Source organism: Candidatus Rokuibacteriota bacterium (genome assembly GCA_016188005.1).
GTDB lineage: Bacteria > Methylomirabilota > Methylomirabilia > Rokubacteriales > CSP1-6 > UBA12499.
This window is the reverse complement of record JACPIQ010000101.1, coordinates 1-19,671: the sequence shown is the minus strand read 5'-3', so window position 1 is coordinate 19,671 and position 19,671 is coordinate 1. Positions and strand designations below refer to the sequence as shown.

The window sequence follows — 19,671 nt, the reverse complement described above, 5'->3', positions numbered from 1 at the left end:
CGGTCTCATCCCACGGAGTAGACGTTGCCCTCGTCGCCGTCCACTTCGAGGGAGGCGAAGCGGCCGGCGGCGAGCGTTTCGGTGGCCCCCGGCCGCTCCACGCACGGGATGACCACGTCGTAGAGCCGCCGGGCCAGGAGGACGGCGGTGGCGATCAGCGGGTCGACGCGGTCCACGACGAGCGCCACGGGGTGCGTGCCCTGGCGTACCGCCTCCAGGAACCACACAGCGCCGCTGGAGGAGCCCACGCCGAACGGCAACGCCATGACCGTGCCCGCGATGCTCCGGCCGCGGAGCTCGTGTTTCTCGAAGTTGATGAGCCCGGTCGCCGGCTCGATCCCGTGCGCGAACATGAAGGGCTGGGTGGTGACGAGGGCCGGGCCGCGGGCCCGTCCCCCCATGATCCGCCTGCCGCCCAGCAGTAGCCGGCGCACGCCCTACGCCCTCCTCCCCGCGATCGCCGTCCTGAGGCAGCGCTCGAGGCTCGCGTAGACGACCCCGAGGCCGTGCTCGGCGGGCAGCACATTGGCCGCCTTCGCCGAGTTGGTCATCACCGTCTTGAAGGGCGAGTGACGGACGGGCGATGTCACGGCGCACGTCCCGGTCAGCACCCAGGCGCCAGCGGCCTCCAGGAGGGCGAGCGTTCCGTCCTTGCGGCATTCCTCCTTGATGCGGCTCGAGGTGTAGATCCAGAGCGGGAGCGTCTCCGCGCAGGTTCGGCCGCTCATCCGCCGCGCGAGGTCCTGCATCTGGTCGATCGACAGGTGCGGGCAGCCCACGATCACCAGGTCCACCTCGGCGGCGGTCGTCGTGAGCCGCTCCTCGACCGCCTCGAGGTCGGCGCGCGTGACCGTGTGCCGCTCGGCGAGGCGGGCAGGATCGACCCGGATCGCACCGCGCTTCACCTCGGCGGTGAGCCCCTCGGCGTGGTACAGGGGGACGGCGCCGGACGCCGCGGCGGCGGCGCCCAGGCTGCGGATCTGGTCGAATGTGGACCGCGCGGGCAGGCCCCGGATGTACGGGATCTGGTCCCGAGCGAGCAGCCCGACCAGATACCCTACGGAGTCGTAGTCGAGGAGGTCCATCCGCTCGAAGCCCACCAGGTCGATGAGGATACGCGGAACCCGGTTCTCGGGGAGATAGAGCCCGAACTCGGGGAACCGTCCCAGGATCGCCGCCGGAACGTCGATCCCGATGGCGAGGCGCTCGGTCCGGGCCCCGAAGTACGAGTTGACCAGGCTGATCGCGTGCGACTCGATCCAGGCGACGGCCTCCCCGAACGCGGGCGGGTGCTCGAAGTAGGGGGTGCAGGACCAGTTGGGCGTGACGCCGAGGATCTCGTGGAGCCGGTGCAGGCGCTCCTGCTTCTCGACGTACCCGGGCGGCGGGGTGAACGGCTCGCAGCGCTCGCAGCCGAGCGAGCTTGGGTTGATGGTCGTCGGCACCCGGTAGCGGGCCCCCAGGCTCACGAACCGCTCGAGCAGGTCGAGGCCCGCCTGGTGGAGCGAGCCGAGGTGCCCTGCGGTGTGGACGGACGCGATGGGGATGAGCCGCCGGGCCCCGAAGATCTCCCCGAACTCGCAGAGCAGCTCGAGCGCCAGCCGCGGGCCGGGCCCCTCGTCGCCAGCGAGGATCGCGACTTCCTCGCGCGTCAGGTCCATGCGCTACCCCTTGATCGCCCCCGAGGAAAGCCCCTGGATGAACTTCTTCTGAAGGAGCGCGAAGAAGACCGCCGGCGGCACGATGGCGATCATCACGGCGGCGGTGAGCTGACCCCAGGGGATCCCGAACTCGCTCACGTAGAAGTAGAGGCCGATGGGGACGAGCCGGTTGGCGTTCTCGAGGGTGAGCGTGAGCGCGATGATGAACTCGTTCCAGGCGTAGATGAAGGTCAGGATCGCCGCCGCCGAGAGGCCCGGCCAGGCCAGAGGCAGGATGATCCGGTAGAAGGCCCCCAGGCGCGAGCACCCGTCGATCAAGGCGGACTCCTCCAGCTCCCGCGGCAGCATGGCGAAGAAGCCCCTCATCACCCACGTCGTCGTCGGCACCTGCCAGGCGGCATAGATCAGCACCAGGACCACGAGCTTGTCGTAGAGCCCGGCCCAGATGGCGATCATGTAGAGCGGCACCAGGATGGCGATGCCCGGGATCATCACGGTGGAGAGGATGTAGAAGAGCAGCGCGTTCTTGAAGCGGAACGAGAAGCGGGCGGCGGCATACCCCGCGTGGACCCCGAGGACGAGGGTAAGGAGGACGGTGGAGAGCGAGACGACTATCGAGTTGGCGAAGTAGGTGGGCATCGTCGACTTGCCGATCACCACCCGATAGTTGTCGAGGGTGACGGGGTCCGGGATCCAGCGGGGCGGATAGGCCGTCACGCTCGAGGGGTCCTTGAGGGAGGTGATGAGCCCCCATAGGAGCGGGAAGAGGACGAAGGCGCAGGCGAGGAGGAGGGTGCCGTAGTTCACAGCGTGCAGCCCGATCGTCCGCAGGCGGGGCCCTGTCGCGCGCGCCATACCGCCGCCCTCACGCCCCCTCGTCGCCCCTGAGGACCTTCATGTAGAGCAGACTGAAGACGATGTTCAGGAGGAAGATGACGACGGAGATCGCTGACGCCAGGCCCACGTGAAAGTACCCGAAGCCCTCGTTGAACGTGCGAAGCGAGAGCGTCTCTGTCGCCCGCGCCGGCCCCCCCGCCGTGAGCACCAGGATGAGGGTGACCAGGTTGAAGTACTGGAGCGAGAGGACGATCGTCGTGATGAGGAGCGTCGAGGCGATGAGGGGTAGCGTGATCCGGAAGAAGCAGGCGATGGTCGAGGCGCCGTCCGTCCAGGCCGCCTCGTACACCTCCAGGGGCACCCCCTGCAGCGCGGCCAGGACGAGGACCATCGGGAAGGGGAAGGAGCGCCAGACGTTGGCGACGATCAGCGAGAGCATCGAGGTGCCCGGGTCGGACAGGAACTCGATGGCGCCGAAGCCCAGGCCCCGGATGATGTAGTTCAGCGGCCCGTACTCCATGTTGTAGAGCCAGGCCCACAGCAGCGCGACGACGACCTGCGTCATGATCCACGGCAGCACGATGATCGTCCTGAAGAGCGTGCGGGCGCGGAGGTCCTGGTTCAGGACCAGCGCGAGGACCGTCGCCAGCGGCATGGCGAGAGCGAGCGAGCCAAAGACGAAGAGGAGGGAGCGCACGAGGTTGTTCAGGAACGCCGGGTCGCGGAGCAGTTCGAGGTAGTTGGCGAGGCCGATGAACTCCACGCGCTTGAGGTAGAAGGTCCTGTAGAGGCTCACGTCGATCGCGTAGACGATCGGCAGCACGCTGACCAGGCTCACCAGGAGCACCGCCGGCGCGAGGAGCGAGAGAGGGAAGATCTCCCGCTGCCTGCGCCGCTGTCGGGCGGTCGCGGCGAGGATCGGCGCGCGGCGAACCGACTCGTCGAGGGCGAGGGGCAAGGCTATTTCTTGACCTCGGCGTTGTACCGGGCGGCCGCCCTGTCGAGCTCCGCCTTGATGGGCGCGTTGTAGAGCATGACGTTCTGCACGGCGTCGGCGAGGGCGTCGGCCATCACCTGGTAGCCGCTGGGGAACATGAACGGCTTGACGCCCTTCTCGGTGAACTCCCGCGCCGCCCGGATGACGTCCGCCTGCTCGGTGGCGAAGAAGGGGTCGTCGTACACCGAGCGCCGCGTGGGCATGCTCTGGGCGAGCTTGGCCCGGACGAGCTGCGCCTCCCCGCTCACCGCGTGCTTGATGAAGCGCCACGCCTCCCGGGGGTGCTTCGAGGACTTCGAGATGCCCAGCACGTAGCCGCCCACCAGCGCGGGCGCCGGCTTGCTGGGGTTGTTGGACGGCACGGGGACCACCACGACGTTCATCCCGATGCCCTTGCCCTCGCGGACCCTCGGCACCCGCTGGAGGTTCTGGATCATCATCCCCGCGGTGCCGTTGGCCATGGCCATCGTCGCGTCCTCCGAGGAGAGGGAGACGACACTCTTGGGCATGGACCTGCGCTTGTCGACCAAGTCGCGGAGATACTCGAACGCCTCGACACCCGCCTTGGAGTTGAAGGCGGCGCGACCGTTGGCGTCGACGAGGTTCCCCTCCTCGCCCCAGAGGTAATAGGTGAAGAACGCCATGAGGCGGTTGGCGAGCTGCTTCTTGGACAGAGGGATCATGATCCCCCACATGGGCTCCTTCGTGATCGCCGCCGACGCCTGCGCCACCTGCTTCCAGGTCCGCGGCGGGAACGGCGCCCCCGCCGCCGTCACCAGGTCCCTTCGCACGAAGAGCATCTCGACCAGGATCTCCCGGAAGAACGCCCACTTCTTCCCCTGCCAGACGGTCCCCTCCCAGGCGAGGAAGTCGCCCTTCTCGGACGCCAGTTCGCGCGCGTACTCGTCCAGCGGGATCAGGTTCCCGGCCTCGAGGTGCTGGAGGAGGCGCATGTTGTAGACCCCGACCACGTCGGGCCCCTTGCCCGCCGCCACCGACTGGTGCAGCAGCTCGTCAAGCTTCTGCCAGGGCACAAAGTCCATGACGACCTTGATGTCGGGGTTCTTCTCGTGGAACTTGCGAATGAACTCCGCCTGCGCCACGGAGTTGGCGTCCTTGCCCGCCGGGTCGAAGTAGGTCCAGTAGTGGATCTCGACTTTGGCCTGGGCGACGGCACCGGCGGGCGCGCCCAGGACGAGCGCCACGATCAGCACGGTGAGCGCGAGCAGCCCTGTTACCCGAAACCGTCTCATATCATCCTCCTCTCCAGCCCTGTCACGAGGGGGTCTCGTGACGTTCCTACGCATCGCGGACGGGGTAGTCGTCGCGGTAGAACCCGCCCAGGCTTTCCTTGCGCGCGATGGACGCCTCGACGATGCGCCGACCGACCCTGACGAGGTTCTTGACGGCGACGGCGCGGGCGAGGCTCTCGCGCGTGACCGGCAGGCGCGGGAGGTCCTCCTTCTCGATCTGCTCGAGGCCGGACAAGGCGACCTCCAGCGTGGCCGCGTTCTTGACGACCATCGCGTTCTCCGACATGAGGCGCTGGATCTTGCGCTTGAGGGAGAGAATTGCGAGGCCGTCGCGGGGCGCGGGATAAGGCCAGAGGGGCGACTGCCGGCCGAGCGCCGCCGTCCGCTTCCCCTCGGGGACCCCGGCGTCCCTGGCGTGGACGGCGGCGAACTTCCCCGCCCGATACCCGAAGACCTGGCCCTCGGCGAGCGAGTTGCCGGCCGGACGCTGTGGGCCCCGCAGGCCGCCAGCGGTCTCGCCCGCCGCGTAGAGGCCCGGCACACTCGTCTCGCACCGCTCATTGATCCTCACGCCGCCGTGGAAGCAGTGCGCCGCGATCGCATACTCCACGCGGTGCTTCGCCAGGTCGACGCCGTGGCTGCGGTAGAAGCGGTGCGTGAACGGGATCCGATCCTGGATGGTCCTGGCGCCGAGGTGCGTGAGGTCGCAGAAGACCCCTCCGCGCTTCGTCCCGCGGCCGGCGAGAACCTCGCTGGCGGTGGCGATCGCCAGGAACCGCCCGATGGTATGAACGGTGAACGGGAACTCGACCGTCTGGAAGAAGTCGTGCCGGCTGACGTCCTTCGGGAGGTAACGGTCAAGGAACTCCTCGCCGCGGGCGTTGGTGAGCCGGGGCTCGAGGCTCCAGAGCGGCTTGGCCATGGCGGTGTACGGAGGCCGGAAGGCGCAGGGGCCCATCTGCACGAACTCCATGTTGACGAACTCCCCGCCCACCTCCTCCGCCATCGCGTAGCCGTCGCCCGTCATCTCGCCCGATGTCGCACTCGTCGCGTACAGCTCGTGCGCCCCCCCGACCGCGAGGACCACCGCCGGCGTGCTGAAGAGGACTACCTCCCGGGCCTTCGTGTCGATCCCGAGGGCGCCGACGACGCGGCCCCCGTCGACCAGGATCCGGGCGATCATGACGTGCTCGAACACGGGGATGTCGCGGGCGCGGATCTGGCGGAGGATGGGGACGAGCAGGCTCCGCTCGAGCCCCAGCTCGAGCGCGAGCCCCCGATAGACCCGGTGGGCGAACCCCTGGGTCGTGGCAATCTTGTCGCCGAGGCGCTCGAACTTCACGCCCCACTCGACGAGGTCGCGCAGCCTCAACGGGGCCTCCTCGGCCAAGACCCGGGCCAGCCGCTCGTCGCAGAGCCCCTTGCCCGCCCGGACGGTGTCCTGGAAGTGCTGCTCGGGGGAATCGTTGGGCTCGGTGGCGGCAGCGTACTGCGTGATCTCCCCGAAGGCGACCGCCGTGCTCCCGCAGCGGCCCACGGCGCCCTTCACCGCCAGACCCGTTCGGGCGCCGTGCTGGGCGGCCGCGACGGCGGCCCGGGCGGCGGCGCCGCCTCCGCCGGCAACGAGGACCTCGAGCGATACGACCCTGTCAACGTGCAGTCGATTCATGACTCGCTCCCACGCTCGGTTGGATGTTCGGCAGCCTCGGGTCGGGCCCGCGGGACGCTTCGCGTGGCGTCGCGGGCGCCGTGAGGTACCCGAGGCGCTCGGAGATCGCCCGCGCCTCGCGGAGCACGAGCTCGCCCATCTCGCGAAGTCGTTCCACTGGAATGCGGCTGACCGGGGCGAAAACGCCGAGGGCGGCGACGCACTGGTGGCCGACGTCGAGGATCGGGGCGGCGACGCCCCCGCCGCCGGGGCCCGTCTCCTCCAGGGCGGTGGCGTACCCGCGGCCCCGGATGTCCCGGAGCTCCTCCCTGAGCCGCGTCGGATCCAGGGGCGTGTTCGGGCCCAACCGGACGAGCGGGGTCACCTCGAGATAGCGCTCGATCTCCTCGCCGGCCATCATCGCGAGGAGCGTCTTCCCGATCGCGCCGCAGTACAGCGGCAGCGGCGTGCCTAGCGGCAGCGTGTAGCGCAGCGACCGGGGGCTCTCGAGCTGGGACACGCAGAAGCGTTGGAAGTCGATCCGGATGTTGAGGCTGACTGTCTCGCCGAGTGCTTCCCACAGCCGCTGCATCGCCTCCTGGCTGCGGGAGACGAGGTCGCCTCGGTAGAGCAGGCTCGAGGCCAGCGTCGCGATGCCGCCGCCGAGCGAGTAGAGGCGGTCGCGCGGGTTCCTGCTGACGAGAGCCTTCCCCTCGAGCGTGGCGAGCAGGCGATGGGCGACGGCCTTGCTCAGGTGGAAGTGCCGGGAGATCTCGGAGAGCTTCACGGGCCGCGGGTTCCCGGCCAGCCAGTACAGGACATCGACGGCTCTGGCGATCGTCTGGATGACGTTTGGCTGCCTCGTCCCGACCTGGGTCATTGGTCCTCTCAGCGGAACCTTGATCCTCTCAGCGAATCTTAGTCGGACATTCGGCCGGGTCCATGTGCCATCGGGCTCATTCTCGTAGTGCGAACGACTATGCGGCCCGGGAAATCGGGCAAACGGGGGCTTCCAGAGGCGCCGGGGGCGTCCAGCAAAGGTCGGTCAGCGATGTCTCACGCGAGGCCGTGCCCGCCGGCCAGCTCGCGGATCCGTCCGAAGCAGATGATCTCGTTGAACTCGGATTCCTCGCCGAGGACCCGCTCGAGCAGCGCGCCATCGTCGCCGCTGGCCCTGAAGGCTGCCAGTCCTGTTCGCGCTCCGCGCCGCGCCACCGTTCCCGCGTGGGGAGGTTCGGATCGGCGCGCCCGATCAGCGGTGAAGGACGAAGGGCTCGGCGCCGCCCGTTGAGTAGGGATAGCGCCGGAGCGCCTCCGCGTTGATCTCGACGCCGAGGCCCGGGCCCGCCGGGGCCTCGACGTGGCCGTCACGGGCCACGATGGGCTTCGTGAGGAAGGGTGTCTCGTGCTCGCCGGTGGGGAACTCCACCGGCATGGCGCCGCCTAGGGCCGCCGCCACGTGGAGCGTGGCCGCCAGCCCGGGCCCCACGTAGAAGGAATGCGGGGCGATGGGGAGATTCGCCGCCTGGGCCAGCGCGGCGATCTTCCTGAACTCCGAGATGCCGCCCACCTTGGTGATGCTCGGCTGGAGGATGTCGGCGGCACCGGCGTCGATGAGCTCGCGGAAACCGTAGAGCGTGGACTCGTTCTCTCCCGAGGCGATGGGCGTCTCGGTGGCGCGGGCCACGCGGGCGAGGCCGCGGTAATCCTCGGGCGGCCACACCGGCTCCTCCAGCCAGAAGAGCCGGCAGGGCTCGAGCGCGCGGGCCATGGCGATGGCCTCGTCCGGCGTCCACGGGCAATTGGTGTCGAGCATGAGATCGACGCCGTCACCGACGGCCTGCCGCGCCGCGCGCACGGAGAGTACATCCGTCTGATGCAGCTTGAGCATGGTGAAACCCCGCGCCGCGTAGTGCCGGCAGGCCTGCGCCACCTCCTCCGGGGAGTCGTAGCGCATGAGGCTCGCGTAGACGGGCAGCCGCGGCCGCGTGGCCCCGCCGAGCAGCTCGTACACGGGCGCGCCGCGGACCTTGCCCAGGAGATCCCACAGCGCGATCTCGACGCCACTGATGGCGAACATGGCGAGCCCGCGGCGCCCGTAGATCATCGTGCCTCGGTGCATGAGGTCCGCCAGCGCCTCGATCCGCGCGGGGTCCTGGCCGATGAGCATCGGCGCCAGGCTCTCGGCGATCACGTTGCAGACGGCGAGCGGCGCGCCGTAGGCGAAGGCCTCGCCGAGGCCCAGCAGGCCTGCGTCCGTCTTCACCCGCACCACGATCTGTTTCCGCACGCCATCCGTCCACGCCGAGGGCGGCGTCATGGGCCTGAGGGGGATCGCGAGCGGGATGGCCTCGACCCCGGTGATCTTCATGGGACCCTTATCCTCAGTCTCACGCTCGGAAGTCCAGCGGCTCGGGGGGGAGGGGGGCGCCAGACCCGGGAACCTGTCGAGCCGCGGGCACGCGCCCATCTTACTCTGGATGGCCGCGGCCTCGGAGTCCGAATCCGGGGGCGGAGCACCGCCTCTGGCCGCGGCTGACTCGGCAGCCGCACGGATCGACGCATCGAAGGTTAAGCCTGTCTTTATCATGATAAAGTAAAGTACATGTTTCAGAGACGACTGGCCCTGGCCCCGGATCCCGAGCACTCCTTCTTCCTCTGGGGACCCCGCCAGACGGGCAAGAGCTCGCTCCTGCGGGCCACCTACCCCGGGGCCATCTGGATCGATCTGCTCAAGACCGACGACTTCGCTCGCTACGCTCAGCGGCCGGCCCGGCTGCGGGAAGAGCTGCTGGCCATCCCGGGCCGGCCCGTCGTTGTGATCGACGAGGTGCAGAAGGTGCCGGCGCTCCTGGACGAGGTCCACTGGCTCATCGAGAACCGCGGCGTGCGCTTCGTGCTGTGCGGCTCGAGCGCCCGCAAGGTCCGGCGGGGCGCCGCCAACCTGCTGGGGGGCCGGGCGGTGCGGCACGAGCTGTACGGCCTCGTCTCCGCGGAGATCGGACGCGACTTCGACCTCGAGCGCATGGTCAACCACGGCTACCTTCCGCGCCACTACCTGAGCCGTACCCCGGCCCCGCTCCTGCGCGCCTACGTCAACGACTATCTGAAGGAGGAGATTGCCGCCGAGGGGCTCGTGCGCAGCCTGCCGGCCTTCGCGAGCTTCCTCTCAGCCGCCGTGCTGTCCGACACGCAGATGGTCAACTTCGCCAGCCTCGCCCGGGACTGCGGGGTGTCGGCCCCGACGGCCAGGGAGTATTTCCAGATCCTGGTGGACACCCTGCTGGGCCGCTTCCTGCCCGCCTACCGCCGCCGCCCGAAGCGTCGCGTGATCCAGGCGCCCAAGTTCTATTTCGCCGACGTGAGCGTCGTGAACACGCTCGCCCGGCGCGGCCGCCTGACCCCGGGCTCGGAGCTCTTCGGGAAGGCCTTCGAGAACTGGGTGTGCCACGAGCTCACCGCGTACCTCGCCTACCGCGACACCGGCGCCGAGCTGGCCTACTGGCGGCTGGCGAGCGGCATCGAGGTGGACTTCCTCGTCGCCGACGGCGTCCTCGCCATCGAGGCCAAGGCCACGGCGAATGTGCACCGCGACCATCTGGCCGGCCTGCGGGAGCTGGCGCGGGACCACCCGCGCACGCGGCGGCGCGTCGTGGTGTGCCTGGAGCCCAGGCCCCGTCGCACTGAGGACGGCATCGACATCCTGCCGGCGCGGGTCTTCGCCGAGCGTCTGTGGACCGACAGGCTCCTGCCAGCCTGAGGACGGAAGGCGCCGCGGGCCGCTCCTTGACAGGCCTAGGGCGACTTTAGTAATACTTAATCACTATTTCGTGGTCCGGTAATCCAGCAGAAGGCGATCGCGAGGGGGGCGTCCCCCCGGGAGATGAGTCGATGAAGACCCAGCTGAGCCTGACCGTGAACGGCGAGGAGCGCGACGTCCTCGTCGCCGTGCACAAGACCTTGCTCGAGGTCCTCCGCGAGGACCTCGGTCTCACCGGCACCAAGCACGGCTGTGAGCTGGGCGAGTGCGGCGCCTGCACCGTCCTCGTGGACGGCGAGCCGGTGCTGTCCTGTCTCACGCTGCCCGTCGAGTGCCAGGGACGCGAGATCACCACCGTCGAGGGGCTGGCCGAGGGGGGGAGGCTCCACCCGCTCCAGCAGGCCTTCGCGGAGCTGGGGGCGGCCCAGTGCGGCTACTGCACGCCAGGGATGCTGCTCAGCGCACGGGCGCTGCTCGATGGTCACCCGGTGCCGACCCGCGACGAGGTGCGGGAGGCCCTGGCGGGCAACCTCTGCCGCTGCACCGGCTACAGCAAGATCCTCGACGCCGTGGAGCTGGCGGGACTCCGCATGCGGCGCGGGGGGCAGCCCGAGCGACGCGAGTCGCCGGCCCGGGCCATGGTGGAGGGCCGGGCATGAGCAAGCACGGCTTCTCCGTCGTCGGGCAGGCCCGGCCCAAGATCGACGCCTGGGCCAAGGTCACCGGGGAGACCAGGTACGCGGACGACATCGCCCTGCCGCGGATGGCTTACGGCCGACTCCTGCGAAGCCCGCATCCGCATGCCCTCATCAGGCGCATCGACACCTCGCGGGCCCGGGCGCTGCCCGGCGTCTACGCCGTGATCACCGGACGCGACTTCCCGCCGGGGAAGTACGGCATCCTCCCCGTCTCCCAGGACGAGGAGGCGCTCTGCGTGGAGAAGGTGCGGATGGTGGGGGATGCGGTGGCCGCCGTGGCGGCCGTGGACGAGGAGACGGCCGAGCGGGCGCTCCGCCTCATCGAGGTCCGCTACGAGGTGCTCCCCCCGCTCATGTCCATCGAGGACTCGCTGGCCCATCCCGAGGTGCGCATCCAGGAGTACGGCGACGGCCCCAACGTCCACAAGGCGGTGGCACTCCAGTTCGGTGACGTGGAGGCGGCCTTCCGCCAGGCCGCCCTCGTGCGCGAGGACGTCTTCTACTTCGAGGGCAACACGCATCTGCCCATGGAGGAACACTGCGCCGTCGCCCACTGGGGGCCGGACGGCAAGCTGACGCTCTGGTCGTCGACGCAGTCGCCGCACTACGTGCACCGGCTGCTGGAGAAGATCCTGGATGTGCCGCGGGCGCATATCCGCGTCATCGCGGCGCCCGTGGGCGGCGGCTTCGGCGGCAAGACCGATCCCTTCTCCCACGAGCTCGCCGCGTGCAAGCTCTCCGAGGTCTCGGGCCGCCCCGTGAAGATCGCCCTCACCCGCGAGGAGGTCTTCTACTGCCACCGCGGGCGGCATCCGGTGCTCATGTGGATCAAGACCGGCTTCCGGAAGGACGGGGCCATCACCGGCATGCACTTCCGGTCCTGGCTCGACGGCGGGGCCTATGGCTCCTACGGCGTGGCCTCGACCTTCTACACGGGGGTGCTCCAGACCGTCACCTACAAGGTGCCCGTGTACCGCTTCGAGGGGGCGCGCATCTTCACCAACAAGCCGCCCTGCGGCCCCAAGCGCGGGCATGGCACCCCGCAGCCGCGCTTCGCGCTGGAGTGCCAGCTCGACAAGGCCGCCGAGCAGCTCGGCCTCGATCCGGCCGAGATGCGCCGGCGCAATGCGGCGGAGCCCTTCACCAAGACCGCCAACCATCTCACCGTCACCACCACGGGGCTCGTCGAGTGCATCGACCGGGTGGTGGAGGCCTCGGGCTGGCGCGAGAAGCACGGCCGGCTGCCCCGGGGGCGCGGCATCGGGCTGGCCTGCTCCTCGTATCTCACGGGGGCGGGCACGGCCATCTACTGGAACGACATGCCCCACTCGGGGGTGGTCGTCAAGGCCGACCGAGGCGGTGGCGTCGCCGTCCTCTCCGGCACCACCGACATCGGCCAGGGGTCGGACTCGGTGCTGGCCTATCTCGTGGCCGAGGTGCTGGGCATCGAGCCAAAGGACATCCGCGTCCACCCGGCCGACACGGATCTCACGCCCGTGGATCTCGGCTCCTACTCCTCGCGCGTCACACTCATGGCGGGCAATGCGGCCATCCAGGCGGCCGAGCGGCTCCGCGCCAGGCTCTTCGAGGCCGCCGCCAAGAAGCTCGGCGTCACCGTCTCGGACATGGCCGCGCGCGACCGCCGGGTCTTCGTGCGAGACGAGGAGGACCGGGGCATGAGCTTCGCCGAAGCCGTGGTCCTCGCGGAGAGCATGCACGGGGTGCTGGCCTTCCCCGGGTCCTACGCGCCGCCCAAGCGGGCGGGGAAGTACAAGGGGGGCGGCGTGGGGCCCTCGCCCTGCTACTCCTACTCGGCCTGCGTGGTGGAGGTGGACGTGGACGCCGAGACCGGCGAGGTGCGGCCCCGCGAGGTGTGGGTGGCGCATGACGTCGGGCGGGCGCTGAACCCGCTCCTCGTGGAGGGCCAGGTCGAGGGCTCCATCTACATGGGGCTGGGCGAGGTCCTCATGGAGGAGCAGGTCTTCCGCAAGGGCGTGCACAAGATCCCCTCGCTCCTCGATTACAAGAGCCCCACGTCACTGGACATGCCGGAGGTGCACACGATCCTCGTCGAGACCGACGACCCCGAGGGGCCGTTCGGCGCCAAGGAGGCGGGGCAGGGGCCGCTGCTGCCGGTGATCCCCGCCGTCGCCAACGCCGTCTACGACGCGGTCGGCGTCAGGGTCGACGAGACGCCCATCACCCCGGACAAGGTCGTCCGCGGGCTCGAGCTCGGGCGCCAGGGCAAGCCCGCCCGCGTGGGGCCCGAGCGCTTGCCGGTCTTCACCTTCCCCGAGCCGCGCGCCGTCGAGTCGGCCTTCGGACAGCCCGCCGACAGCGTCGCCGAGAGGCCCTTCGCATCATGATGCGTCTGCCTCCGTTCAGGTATCTCACGCCGGTCTCGGTGGCCGACGCGGTCAAGATCCTCGCCGCGCACGGGCCCGGGGCCATGCTCGTGGCAGGAGGCACCGATCTCTACCCGAACATGAAGCGCCGCCAGTTCGAGCCGACCGTGCTCGTCGGGCTGCGCGGCCTGCGCGAGCTGTCGGGCGTGCGCGGGTCCGCCGGAGCCGGGGTCAGCATTGGCGCCGGCACCACGCTCACCGCCGTGTCGCGACACGCGGAGATCGCCGCCGCCTATCCCGCGCTGGCGGCGGCGGCGGGGGTCGTCTCGACTCCACAGCTCCGCAACGCCGGCACTCTCGGGGGCAATCTCTGCGTGGACACCCGCTGCAACTACTACAACCAGTCCCATGCGTGGCGGCAGGCTGTCGGCTTCTGCATGAAGAAGGATGGCGACATCTGCCTCGTGGCGCCGGCCAGCCCACGCTGCTGGGCGGTGTCCTCGTCAGACACGGCCCCCGTGCTGTGGGGCCTCGGCGCCAGCGTGAGGCTGGTGGGTCCGGCGGGAGAGCGCGTCATCCCTGTCTCCGAGCTCTACCGGGACGACGGCATGCGCCCGCTGACGCGGCGGCCCGACGAGGTCCTGACCGAGGTCCTGCTGCCGCCGGCCGACGGGCTGCGCTCCGAGTACCTGAAGCTCAGGCGTCGCGGCTCCTTCGACTTCCCCATCCTGGGCGTGGCCGTCGCGCTCGCCATGGACGGAGGAACCGTGCGCCGGGGGCGTATCGTGCTCGGCGCCGTGGCCTCCCAGCCGCGTGAGGCCGTGGAGGCGGCGCGGCTCCTCGAGGGGGAACGGCTGTCTGCCGGGCTCATCGACCGGGTGGCCGAGGCGGCCTCGCGGCTCGCCAAGCCGCTCGACAACACAGACCTCACGCATCCGTACCGGAAGAAGATGGTGCGGGTCTTCGTCCGCCGCGCGCTGCGGCGGCTGGCCGGGCTCCCCGCCGGCCCGGACGGCGAGGGCCCGGGCCGCGCCTTCGAGGAGCTCGGCTCGTGATGGCGCTGGGGCCTCGGATCAAGGCCCTCCGCAGCGAGCGCGCGCTGCAGCAGCGACAGCTGGCCGAGAAGGCCGGGCTCACCCCGAGCCTCCTGTCGCAGATCGAGTCCGGACGCCTCACGCCCTCGCTCCACACGCTGGGCAAGCTGGCCGGGGCGCTGGGGGTCTCGATCGCCTCGCTCTTCGAGGCCACCCCCCACGGACGGCTCCACGTCACCCGCAAGGCGCAGTACCCCGTGGTGTCCTTCGACGGCAGCTCGGAGAAGTGGCACGTCCTCGGCGCCGGCCTCTTCCAGGGGAAGATCCGCGCGGTGATCTCGACGCTCGGCCCCCGGGCCCGGGGGGTGAAGACCGACAAGGTCATCCTCGATCCGGGGCAGATGAAGCTCTTCTACGTCCTCGAGGGAAGAGTGGGGCTCCGCTACAATGGCGAGACCCACGAGCTGGAGGCGGGGGACAGCGCCTATCTCGACGGCGGCACGCCGCATGGCTGGGAGAACCTCGGGACGCGGCCGGCCAAGGCCCTGTGGGTCATCCTCGGATGACGGCCGTCCGGGGCAGGGGGCGCTCCCCGAGGAACCGTGGCTTCTGCGCGATGCCGGAGGCGAAGACCTTGGTCTCGTGGCTCCTAGCGAGACGGTGCCGCGGGTTGCGACTCAGCGTGTTCCGCGGGGAGGGCCCCCTTGCCCCGGACGGTGACAGATGACTGACAGCGCCCCCACGCCCGCTCCGGTCGACTTCCGCACCGAGCCCGCGCGCTACCGGCACTGGAAGCTCGGCATCGAGGGGCGTGTGGCCACGCTCGCCATGGACGTGCAGGAGGACGCGGGGCTCCGGCCCGGCTACGACCTCAAGCTCAACTCCTATGATCTCGGGGTGGACGTCGAGCTCTACGACGCCGTGCAGCGGCTGCGCTTCGAGCACCCGGAGGTCGGGGCGGTGATCCTCACCTCGAGGAAGGAACGGATCTTCTGCGCCGGCGCCAACATCCGCATGCTGGGGCAGTCCTCGCATGGATGGAAGGTGAACTTCTGCAAGTTCACCAACGAGACGCGCAATGCCATCGAGGAGGCGACGGCGGAGTCCCGTCAGGCCTGGCTCTGTGCCGTCAACGGCTCCTGCGCCGGCGGCGGCTACGAGCTGGCGCTCGCCACCGACTGGATCGTGATGGCCGACGACGGCACGACCTCGGTGGCGCTTCCCGAGCTGCCGCTCCTGGCCGTGCTGCCGGGCACCGGCGGGCTGACGCGCCTGGTGGACAAGCGGAAGGTGCGCCGCGACCGCGCCGACTTCTTCTGCACGGTGGAGGAGGGGATCAAGGGGAAGCGGGCGGTGGAGTGGGGGCTGGTGGACGAGGTGGTGCCCCGCTCGCGGCTCGAGGACACCGTGAGGCAGCGCGCCGCCGAGCGAGCCGCCACCAGCGATCGGCCGGCCGGGGCCAGGGGCATCCTGCTCACCCCGCTCGCCAGGAGGATCGAGGGCGACAGGATCCGCTACGGCTCAGTCGCCTGCGCCATCGACCGGGGGCGCGGGCTCGCCGAGATCACCGTCCAGGGGCCGGACGCCGCCCCGCCTGGCGACGCGGCCGGGATCCACGCGCTGGGCTCGGACTTCTGGCCGCTCCGCGTGGCGCGCGAGCTGGACGACCTCATCCTCCACCTGCGTACCAACGAGGAGGAGATCGGCGTGTGGGTGTTCCGCGCGGCCGGGGACGCCGACCTCGTCGAGGCTCATGACCGCCTCCTCGTGGCGGAGCAGGGCGACTGGCTCGTGCGCGAGATCCGCCTCTATCTCAAGCGCACGCTCAAGCGTATCGACGTCTCCTCCCGCTCCGTCTTCGCCCTCATCGAGCCCGGCTCGTGCTTCGCCGGCACGCTGCTGGAGCTGGCGCTGGCGGCCGACCGCTCCTACATGCTCGCCGGCAGCCTCGCCGGGGACGAGCACCCACCCGCCACGGTGCGGCTCGGGGAGGTGAACTTCGGCGCCTACCCGATGAGCAACGGGCTCACGCGCCTCGCCAGCCGCTTCCTGGGCGAGCCCGCCCGCGTGGAGGAGCTGCGGGAGCGAATGGGCAAGGCGCTGGACGCCGCGGGGGCGGCCGAGGCCGGCCTCGTCACCTTCACCCCCGACGAGATCGACTGGGCGGACGAGGTCCGCATCGCCCTCGAGGAGCGCGCGGCCTTCTCCCCCGATGCGCTCACCGGCATGGAGGCCTCGCTCCGCTTCGCGGGTCCGGAGACGCTCGAGACGAAGATCTTCTCCCGGCTGTCGGCCTGGCAGAACTGGATCTTCCAGCGCCCGAATGCGGTGGGCCCCCGGGGCGCGCTCCACGTGTATGGCACGGGCCAGCGCAGCGAGTTCGACCGGAGGAGGGTCTGATGGCCGGCATCGACTACACGGAGCGCATCCCCAACAACGTCAACCTGGGCGAGAACCGCCGGCTCCAGCGCGCCCTCGAGGAGTGGCATCCGAAATTCCTCGGGTGGTGGCAAGACATGGGCCCGGCGGGCTTCCAGGCGAAGGAGGTCTACCTGCGCACGGCCGTGAGCGTGGATGCGCAGGGCTGGGCGAGGTTCGGATACGTCCGGATGCCGGAGTACCGCTGGGGGATCTTCCTGGCCGAGCCCGAGCGCGGCCGGCTCATCAGCTTCGGCGACCACAAGGGGCAGCCGGCCTGGCAGGAGGTGCCGGGCGAGTACCGCGGCGCCCTCCGGCGGCTCATCGTCACCCAGGGCGACACCGAGCCTGCCTCCGTGGAGCAGCAGCGGCATCTGGGCCGCACCTGCCCCTCGCTCTACGACCTGCGGAACCTCTTCCAGGTCAACGTCGAGGAAGGCCGCCACCTGTGGGCCATGGTCTACCTGCTCGACGCCCACTTCGGCAGGGACGGCCGCGAGGAGTCCGAGGGGCTGCTCCAGCGACGGTCGGGGGATGCCGACCGGCCGCGCATCCTGGGGGCCTTCAACGAGAAGACGCCGGACTGGCTGTCCCTCTTCATGTTCGCCTTCTTCACCGACCGGGACGGCAAGTACCAGCTGGCGAGCCTGGCCGAGAGCGGCTTCGATCCCCTCTCACGCACCTGCCGGTTCATGCTCACGGAGGAAGCGCATCACATGTTCGTGGGGGAGATGGGGGTTCAGCGCGTGGTGCAGCGGACCTGCGAGCTGATGCGTCAGCACCGGACGGATGACGTGCGCCGCCACGGCGGCATCGACCTCCCGACGCTGCAGAGGTACCTGAACTTCCACTGCTCGGTGTCGCTCGACCTCTTCGGCTCGGAGATCTCCACCAACGCCGCGAACTTCTACACGCAGGGGCTCAAGGGGCGCTTCGAGGAGACGAAGAAGGCCGACGACCACCGGCTCACCGAGGCGACCTATCCGGTGATCGGGCTCAGCGGCGATCGCATCGCGACGCGGGAGGAGCCGGCGCTCACCGCGCTCAACGAGCGGTTGCGCGACGACTACATCGCCGACTGCCAGCGCGGGGTGGACCGGTGGAACAAGGTCATCCGCGAGCATGGCATCGACTTCGCGCTCAGGCTGCCCCACCGCGGTTTCCACCGCGCCATCGGTTCCTTCGCCGAGGCGAAGCTGTCGCCCGACGGCCAGCTCCTCACCGAGGCCGAGTGGGATGCGCGGCACGGTGACTGGCTGCCCACGGAGCAGGACCGTGCCTGGGTGCAGGGCCTCATGCAGCCCGTCACCGAGCCCGGCCGCTTCGCCAACTGGATCGCCCCGCCGGCTCGCGGCATCAACGGCCAGCCAGTGGACTTCGAGTATGTCCGTCTCGGCTGATCCCGCGCCGGAACGGGACCGATAACTCTCCCCGCCGGAGGTGTGGCCATGGCGCTCTCGTCGTTTCAGGTGCCGGAGTCGTTCAATGCGGCGTCGTTCTTCGTGGACCGTCACGTGGAGGAGGGGCGGGGCGGGCGGGTCGCCTTTCACTACGAGGAGACGACCCTCACCTACGGAGCGCTCCAGGAGCTGGTGAACCGCACCGGCAACGCGCTGCTCGCGCTGGGGGTGGAGCGGGAGCAGCGGGTGCTGGCCCTGCTGCTGGACTCGCCCGAGTTCCTGGGGACGTTCTGGGGGGCGATCAAGGCCGGCGTCGTGCCCGTCCCGGTGAACACGATGATGCGGGCCCAGGACTATTTCTACTTCCTCAACGACAGCCGGGCGAAGGTGCTCGTGGTGTCCGAGGCGCTCCTGTCCGTGGTCGAGCCGGTCCTGGGGCAGGCCCGCTACCTGAAGCACGTGGTGGTGGCGGGGAAGCCCTCGGGCACGGCGCTGGGCTTCGAGGCGCTGGTGGGGCGGCAGTCGGCGCGGCTGGAGGCGGCCGACACGTCGAAGGACGACGCGGCGTTCTGGCTCTACTCCTCGGGCTCCACGGGGTTCCCGAAGGGTGCGGTGCATCTGCAGCACGACATGGTGGTCTGCGCGGACACCTACGCGCTGCAGGTGCTCGGCATGACCGAGGCCGACCGCACGGTTTCGGCGGCCAAGCTCTTCTTCGCGTACGGCCTGGGCAACAACATGTACTTCCCGATGCGGGTGGGGGGGCAGGGCGTGCTCTACCCGCATCGGCCGCTGCCCGAGGCCATGTTCGAGGTGATCCACCGGCACCGTCCGACGCTCTTCTTCGGGGTGCCGACGCTCTACGCGGCGATGCTGCAGGTGAAGGAGGCCGAGAAGCGCTGGGATCTCTCCTCGCTCCGGCACTGCGTGTCGGCGGGGGAGGCGCTGCCGGAGGAGCTGTACCGCCGCTGGCAGGAGCGGTTCGGGGTGGAGGTTCTGGACGGGATCGGGACGACGGAGATCCTGCACATCTTCCTGTCGAACCGGCCGGGGATGTCGCGGCCCGGCTCCACGGGGCTCGCCGTGCCCGGCTACGAGGCGGCGCTCGTGGACGACGAGGGGCAGGCGGTCCCGAGGGGCGAGATTGGCAACCTCCGCGTGAAGGGCGACTCGATCATGGCGTACTACTGGAACAAGCACGAGAAGACCACGCGCACGCTGTACGGGCCCTGGATCGAGACGGGGGACAAGTACTATCAGGACCCGGACGGCTACTTCTGGTACTGCGGGCGCGGCGACGACATGCTCAAGGTGGGGGGCATCTGGGTCTCGCCGGTGGAGGTCGAGAACACGCTCGTGGGGCATCCGGCCGTGCTGGAGGCGGCCGTCGTGGGCCAGGAGGACGAGCAGCGGCTGGTCAAGCCGAAGGCCTTCGTGGTGCTCAAGGACGGGCAGTCGCCGTCGCCGGCGCTGGAGGCCGACCTCAAGGCCTTCGTGAAGGACAAGATCGCCCCGTACAAGTATCCGCGGTGGATCGAGTTCGTGAGCGAGCTGCCGAAGACCGCCACGGGCAAGATCCAGCGCTTCAAGCTCCGCACGTGACCGCGTTCTACGACGAGC

General features: G+C 70.0%; 17 protein-coding genes. 8 read left to right on the top strand and 9 right to left on the bottom strand.

Annotated features, from left to right (window positions below):
• Positions 1–5: 5 nt before the first annotated feature.
• The 9 genes from HYV93_20030 to HYV93_19990 form a co-directional block, all read right to left on the bottom strand.
• The gene (locus HYV93_20030; GenBank protein MBI2528254.1) at positions 6–434 is read right to left on the bottom strand and encodes a DUF126 domain-containing protein; all 429 of its coding nucleotides are present in this window, start codon (positions 432–434) and stop codon (positions 6–8) included.
• A 3-nt stretch (positions 435–437) separates the two neighbouring features.
• Complete coding sequence (locus HYV93_20025) at positions 438–1,661, bottom strand: aconitase X catalytic domain-containing protein (GenBank protein ID MBI2528253.1); 1,224 nt, start codon at positions 1,659–1,661, stop codon at positions 438–440.
• Positions 1,662–1,664: 3 nt separating this feature from the next.
• Entirely contained in the window at positions 1,665–2,516 is an 852-nt protein-coding gene (locus HYV93_20020) for a carbohydrate ABC transporter permease (protein MBI2528252.1), read from the bottom strand.
• Positions 2,517–2,526: 10 nt separating this feature from the next.
• On the bottom strand, positions 2,527–3,456 hold the full coding sequence (locus HYV93_20015) for a sugar ABC transporter permease (GenBank protein MBI2528251.1): 930 nt from the start codon (positions 3,454–3,456) through the stop codon (positions 2,527–2,529).
• A gap of 2 nt (positions 3,457–3,458) precedes the next feature.
• On the bottom strand, positions 3,459–4,748 hold the full coding sequence (locus tag HYV93_20010) for an extracellular solute-binding protein (GenBank protein ID MBI2528250.1): 1,290 nt from the start codon (positions 4,746–4,748) through the stop codon (positions 3,459–3,461).
• Positions 4,749–4,794: 46 nt separating this feature from the next.
• Positions 4,795–6,417: an FAD-binding protein gene (locus HYV93_20005; GenBank protein MBI2528249.1), complete on the bottom strand. Its 1,623-nt coding sequence runs from the start codon at positions 6,415–6,417 to the stop codon at positions 4,795–4,797.
• Positions 6,398–7,276 carry an IclR family transcriptional regulator gene (locus HYV93_20000; GenBank protein ID MBI2528248.1) on the bottom strand — a complete coding sequence of 293 codons (879 nt, stop codon included), beginning with the start codon at positions 7,274–7,276 and terminating at the stop codon, positions 6,398–6,400. The genes HYV93_20005 and HYV93_20000 overlap by 20 nt, the downstream gene beginning before the upstream one ends.
• A gap of 176 nt (positions 7,277–7,452) precedes the next feature.
• Positions 7,453–7,611, bottom strand: coding sequence for a hypothetical protein (locus HYV93_19995; GenBank protein ID MBI2528247.1), 159 nt, complete (start codon positions 7,609–7,611; stop codon positions 7,453–7,455).
• 37 nt (positions 7,612–7,648) lie between these two features.
• The gene (locus tag HYV93_19990; GenBank protein ID MBI2528246.1) at positions 7,649–8,767 is read right to left on the bottom strand and encodes a mandelate racemase/muconate lactonizing enzyme family protein; all 1,119 of its coding nucleotides are present in this window, start codon (positions 8,765–8,767) and stop codon (positions 7,649–7,651) included.
• Between the two features lie 234 nt (positions 8,768–9,001).
• On the opposite strand from HYV93_19990, the gene HYV93_19985 reads away from it, so the two are divergent.
• From HYV93_19985 to HYV93_19950, 8 genes are all read left to right on the top strand, one after another.
• The gene (locus HYV93_19985) at positions 9,002–10,156 is read left to right on the top strand and encodes an ATP-binding protein (GenBank protein MBI2528245.1); all 1,155 of its coding nucleotides are present in this window, start codon (positions 9,002–9,004) and stop codon (positions 10,154–10,156) included.
• Positions 10,157–10,287: 131 nt separating this feature from the next.
• A complete protein-coding gene (locus HYV93_19980) occupies positions 10,288–10,815 on the top strand; it encodes a (2Fe-2S)-binding protein (GenBank protein ID MBI2528244.1) in 528 nt (175 codons plus the stop codon).
• Positions 10,812–13,220 (top strand): molybdopterin-dependent oxidoreductase, encoded by a 2,409-nt coding sequence (locus HYV93_19975; protein MBI2528243.1) that lies wholly within the window; start codon positions 10,812–10,814, stop codon positions 13,218–13,220. The genes HYV93_19980 and HYV93_19975 overlap by 4 nt, the downstream gene beginning before the upstream one ends.
• Positions 13,217–14,254 carry an FAD binding domain-containing protein gene (locus tag HYV93_19970; GenBank protein MBI2528242.1) on the top strand — a complete coding sequence of 346 codons (1,038 nt, stop codon included), beginning with the start codon at positions 13,217–13,219 and terminating at the stop codon, positions 14,252–14,254. Before HYV93_19975 ends, HYV93_19970 begins: the two co-directional genes overlap by 4 nt.
• Positions 14,254–14,799 (top strand): cupin domain-containing protein, encoded by a 546-nt coding sequence (locus HYV93_19965; protein MBI2528241.1) that lies wholly within the window; start codon positions 14,254–14,256, stop codon positions 14,797–14,799. Before HYV93_19970 ends, HYV93_19965 begins: the two co-directional genes overlap by 1 nt.
• 157 nt (positions 14,800–14,956) lie before the next feature.
• On the top strand, positions 14,957–16,633 hold the full coding sequence (locus HYV93_19960; protein ID MBI2528240.1) for a benzoyl-CoA-dihydrodiol lyase: 1,677 nt from the start codon (positions 14,957–14,959) through the stop codon (positions 16,631–16,633).
• On the top strand, positions 16,633–18,051 hold the full coding sequence (gene boxB / locus HYV93_19955) for a benzoyl-CoA 2,3-epoxidase subunit BoxB (protein ID MBI2528239.1): 1,419 nt from the start codon (positions 16,633–16,635) through the stop codon (positions 18,049–18,051). Before HYV93_19960 ends, boxB begins: the two co-directional genes overlap by 1 nt.
• 48 nt (positions 18,052–18,099) lie before the next feature.
• Complete coding sequence (locus HYV93_19950) at positions 18,100–19,653, top strand: benzoate-CoA ligase family protein (GenBank protein ID MBI2528238.1); 1,554 nt, start codon at positions 18,100–18,102, stop codon at positions 19,651–19,653.
• Positions 19,654–19,671 lie beyond the last annotated feature (18 nt).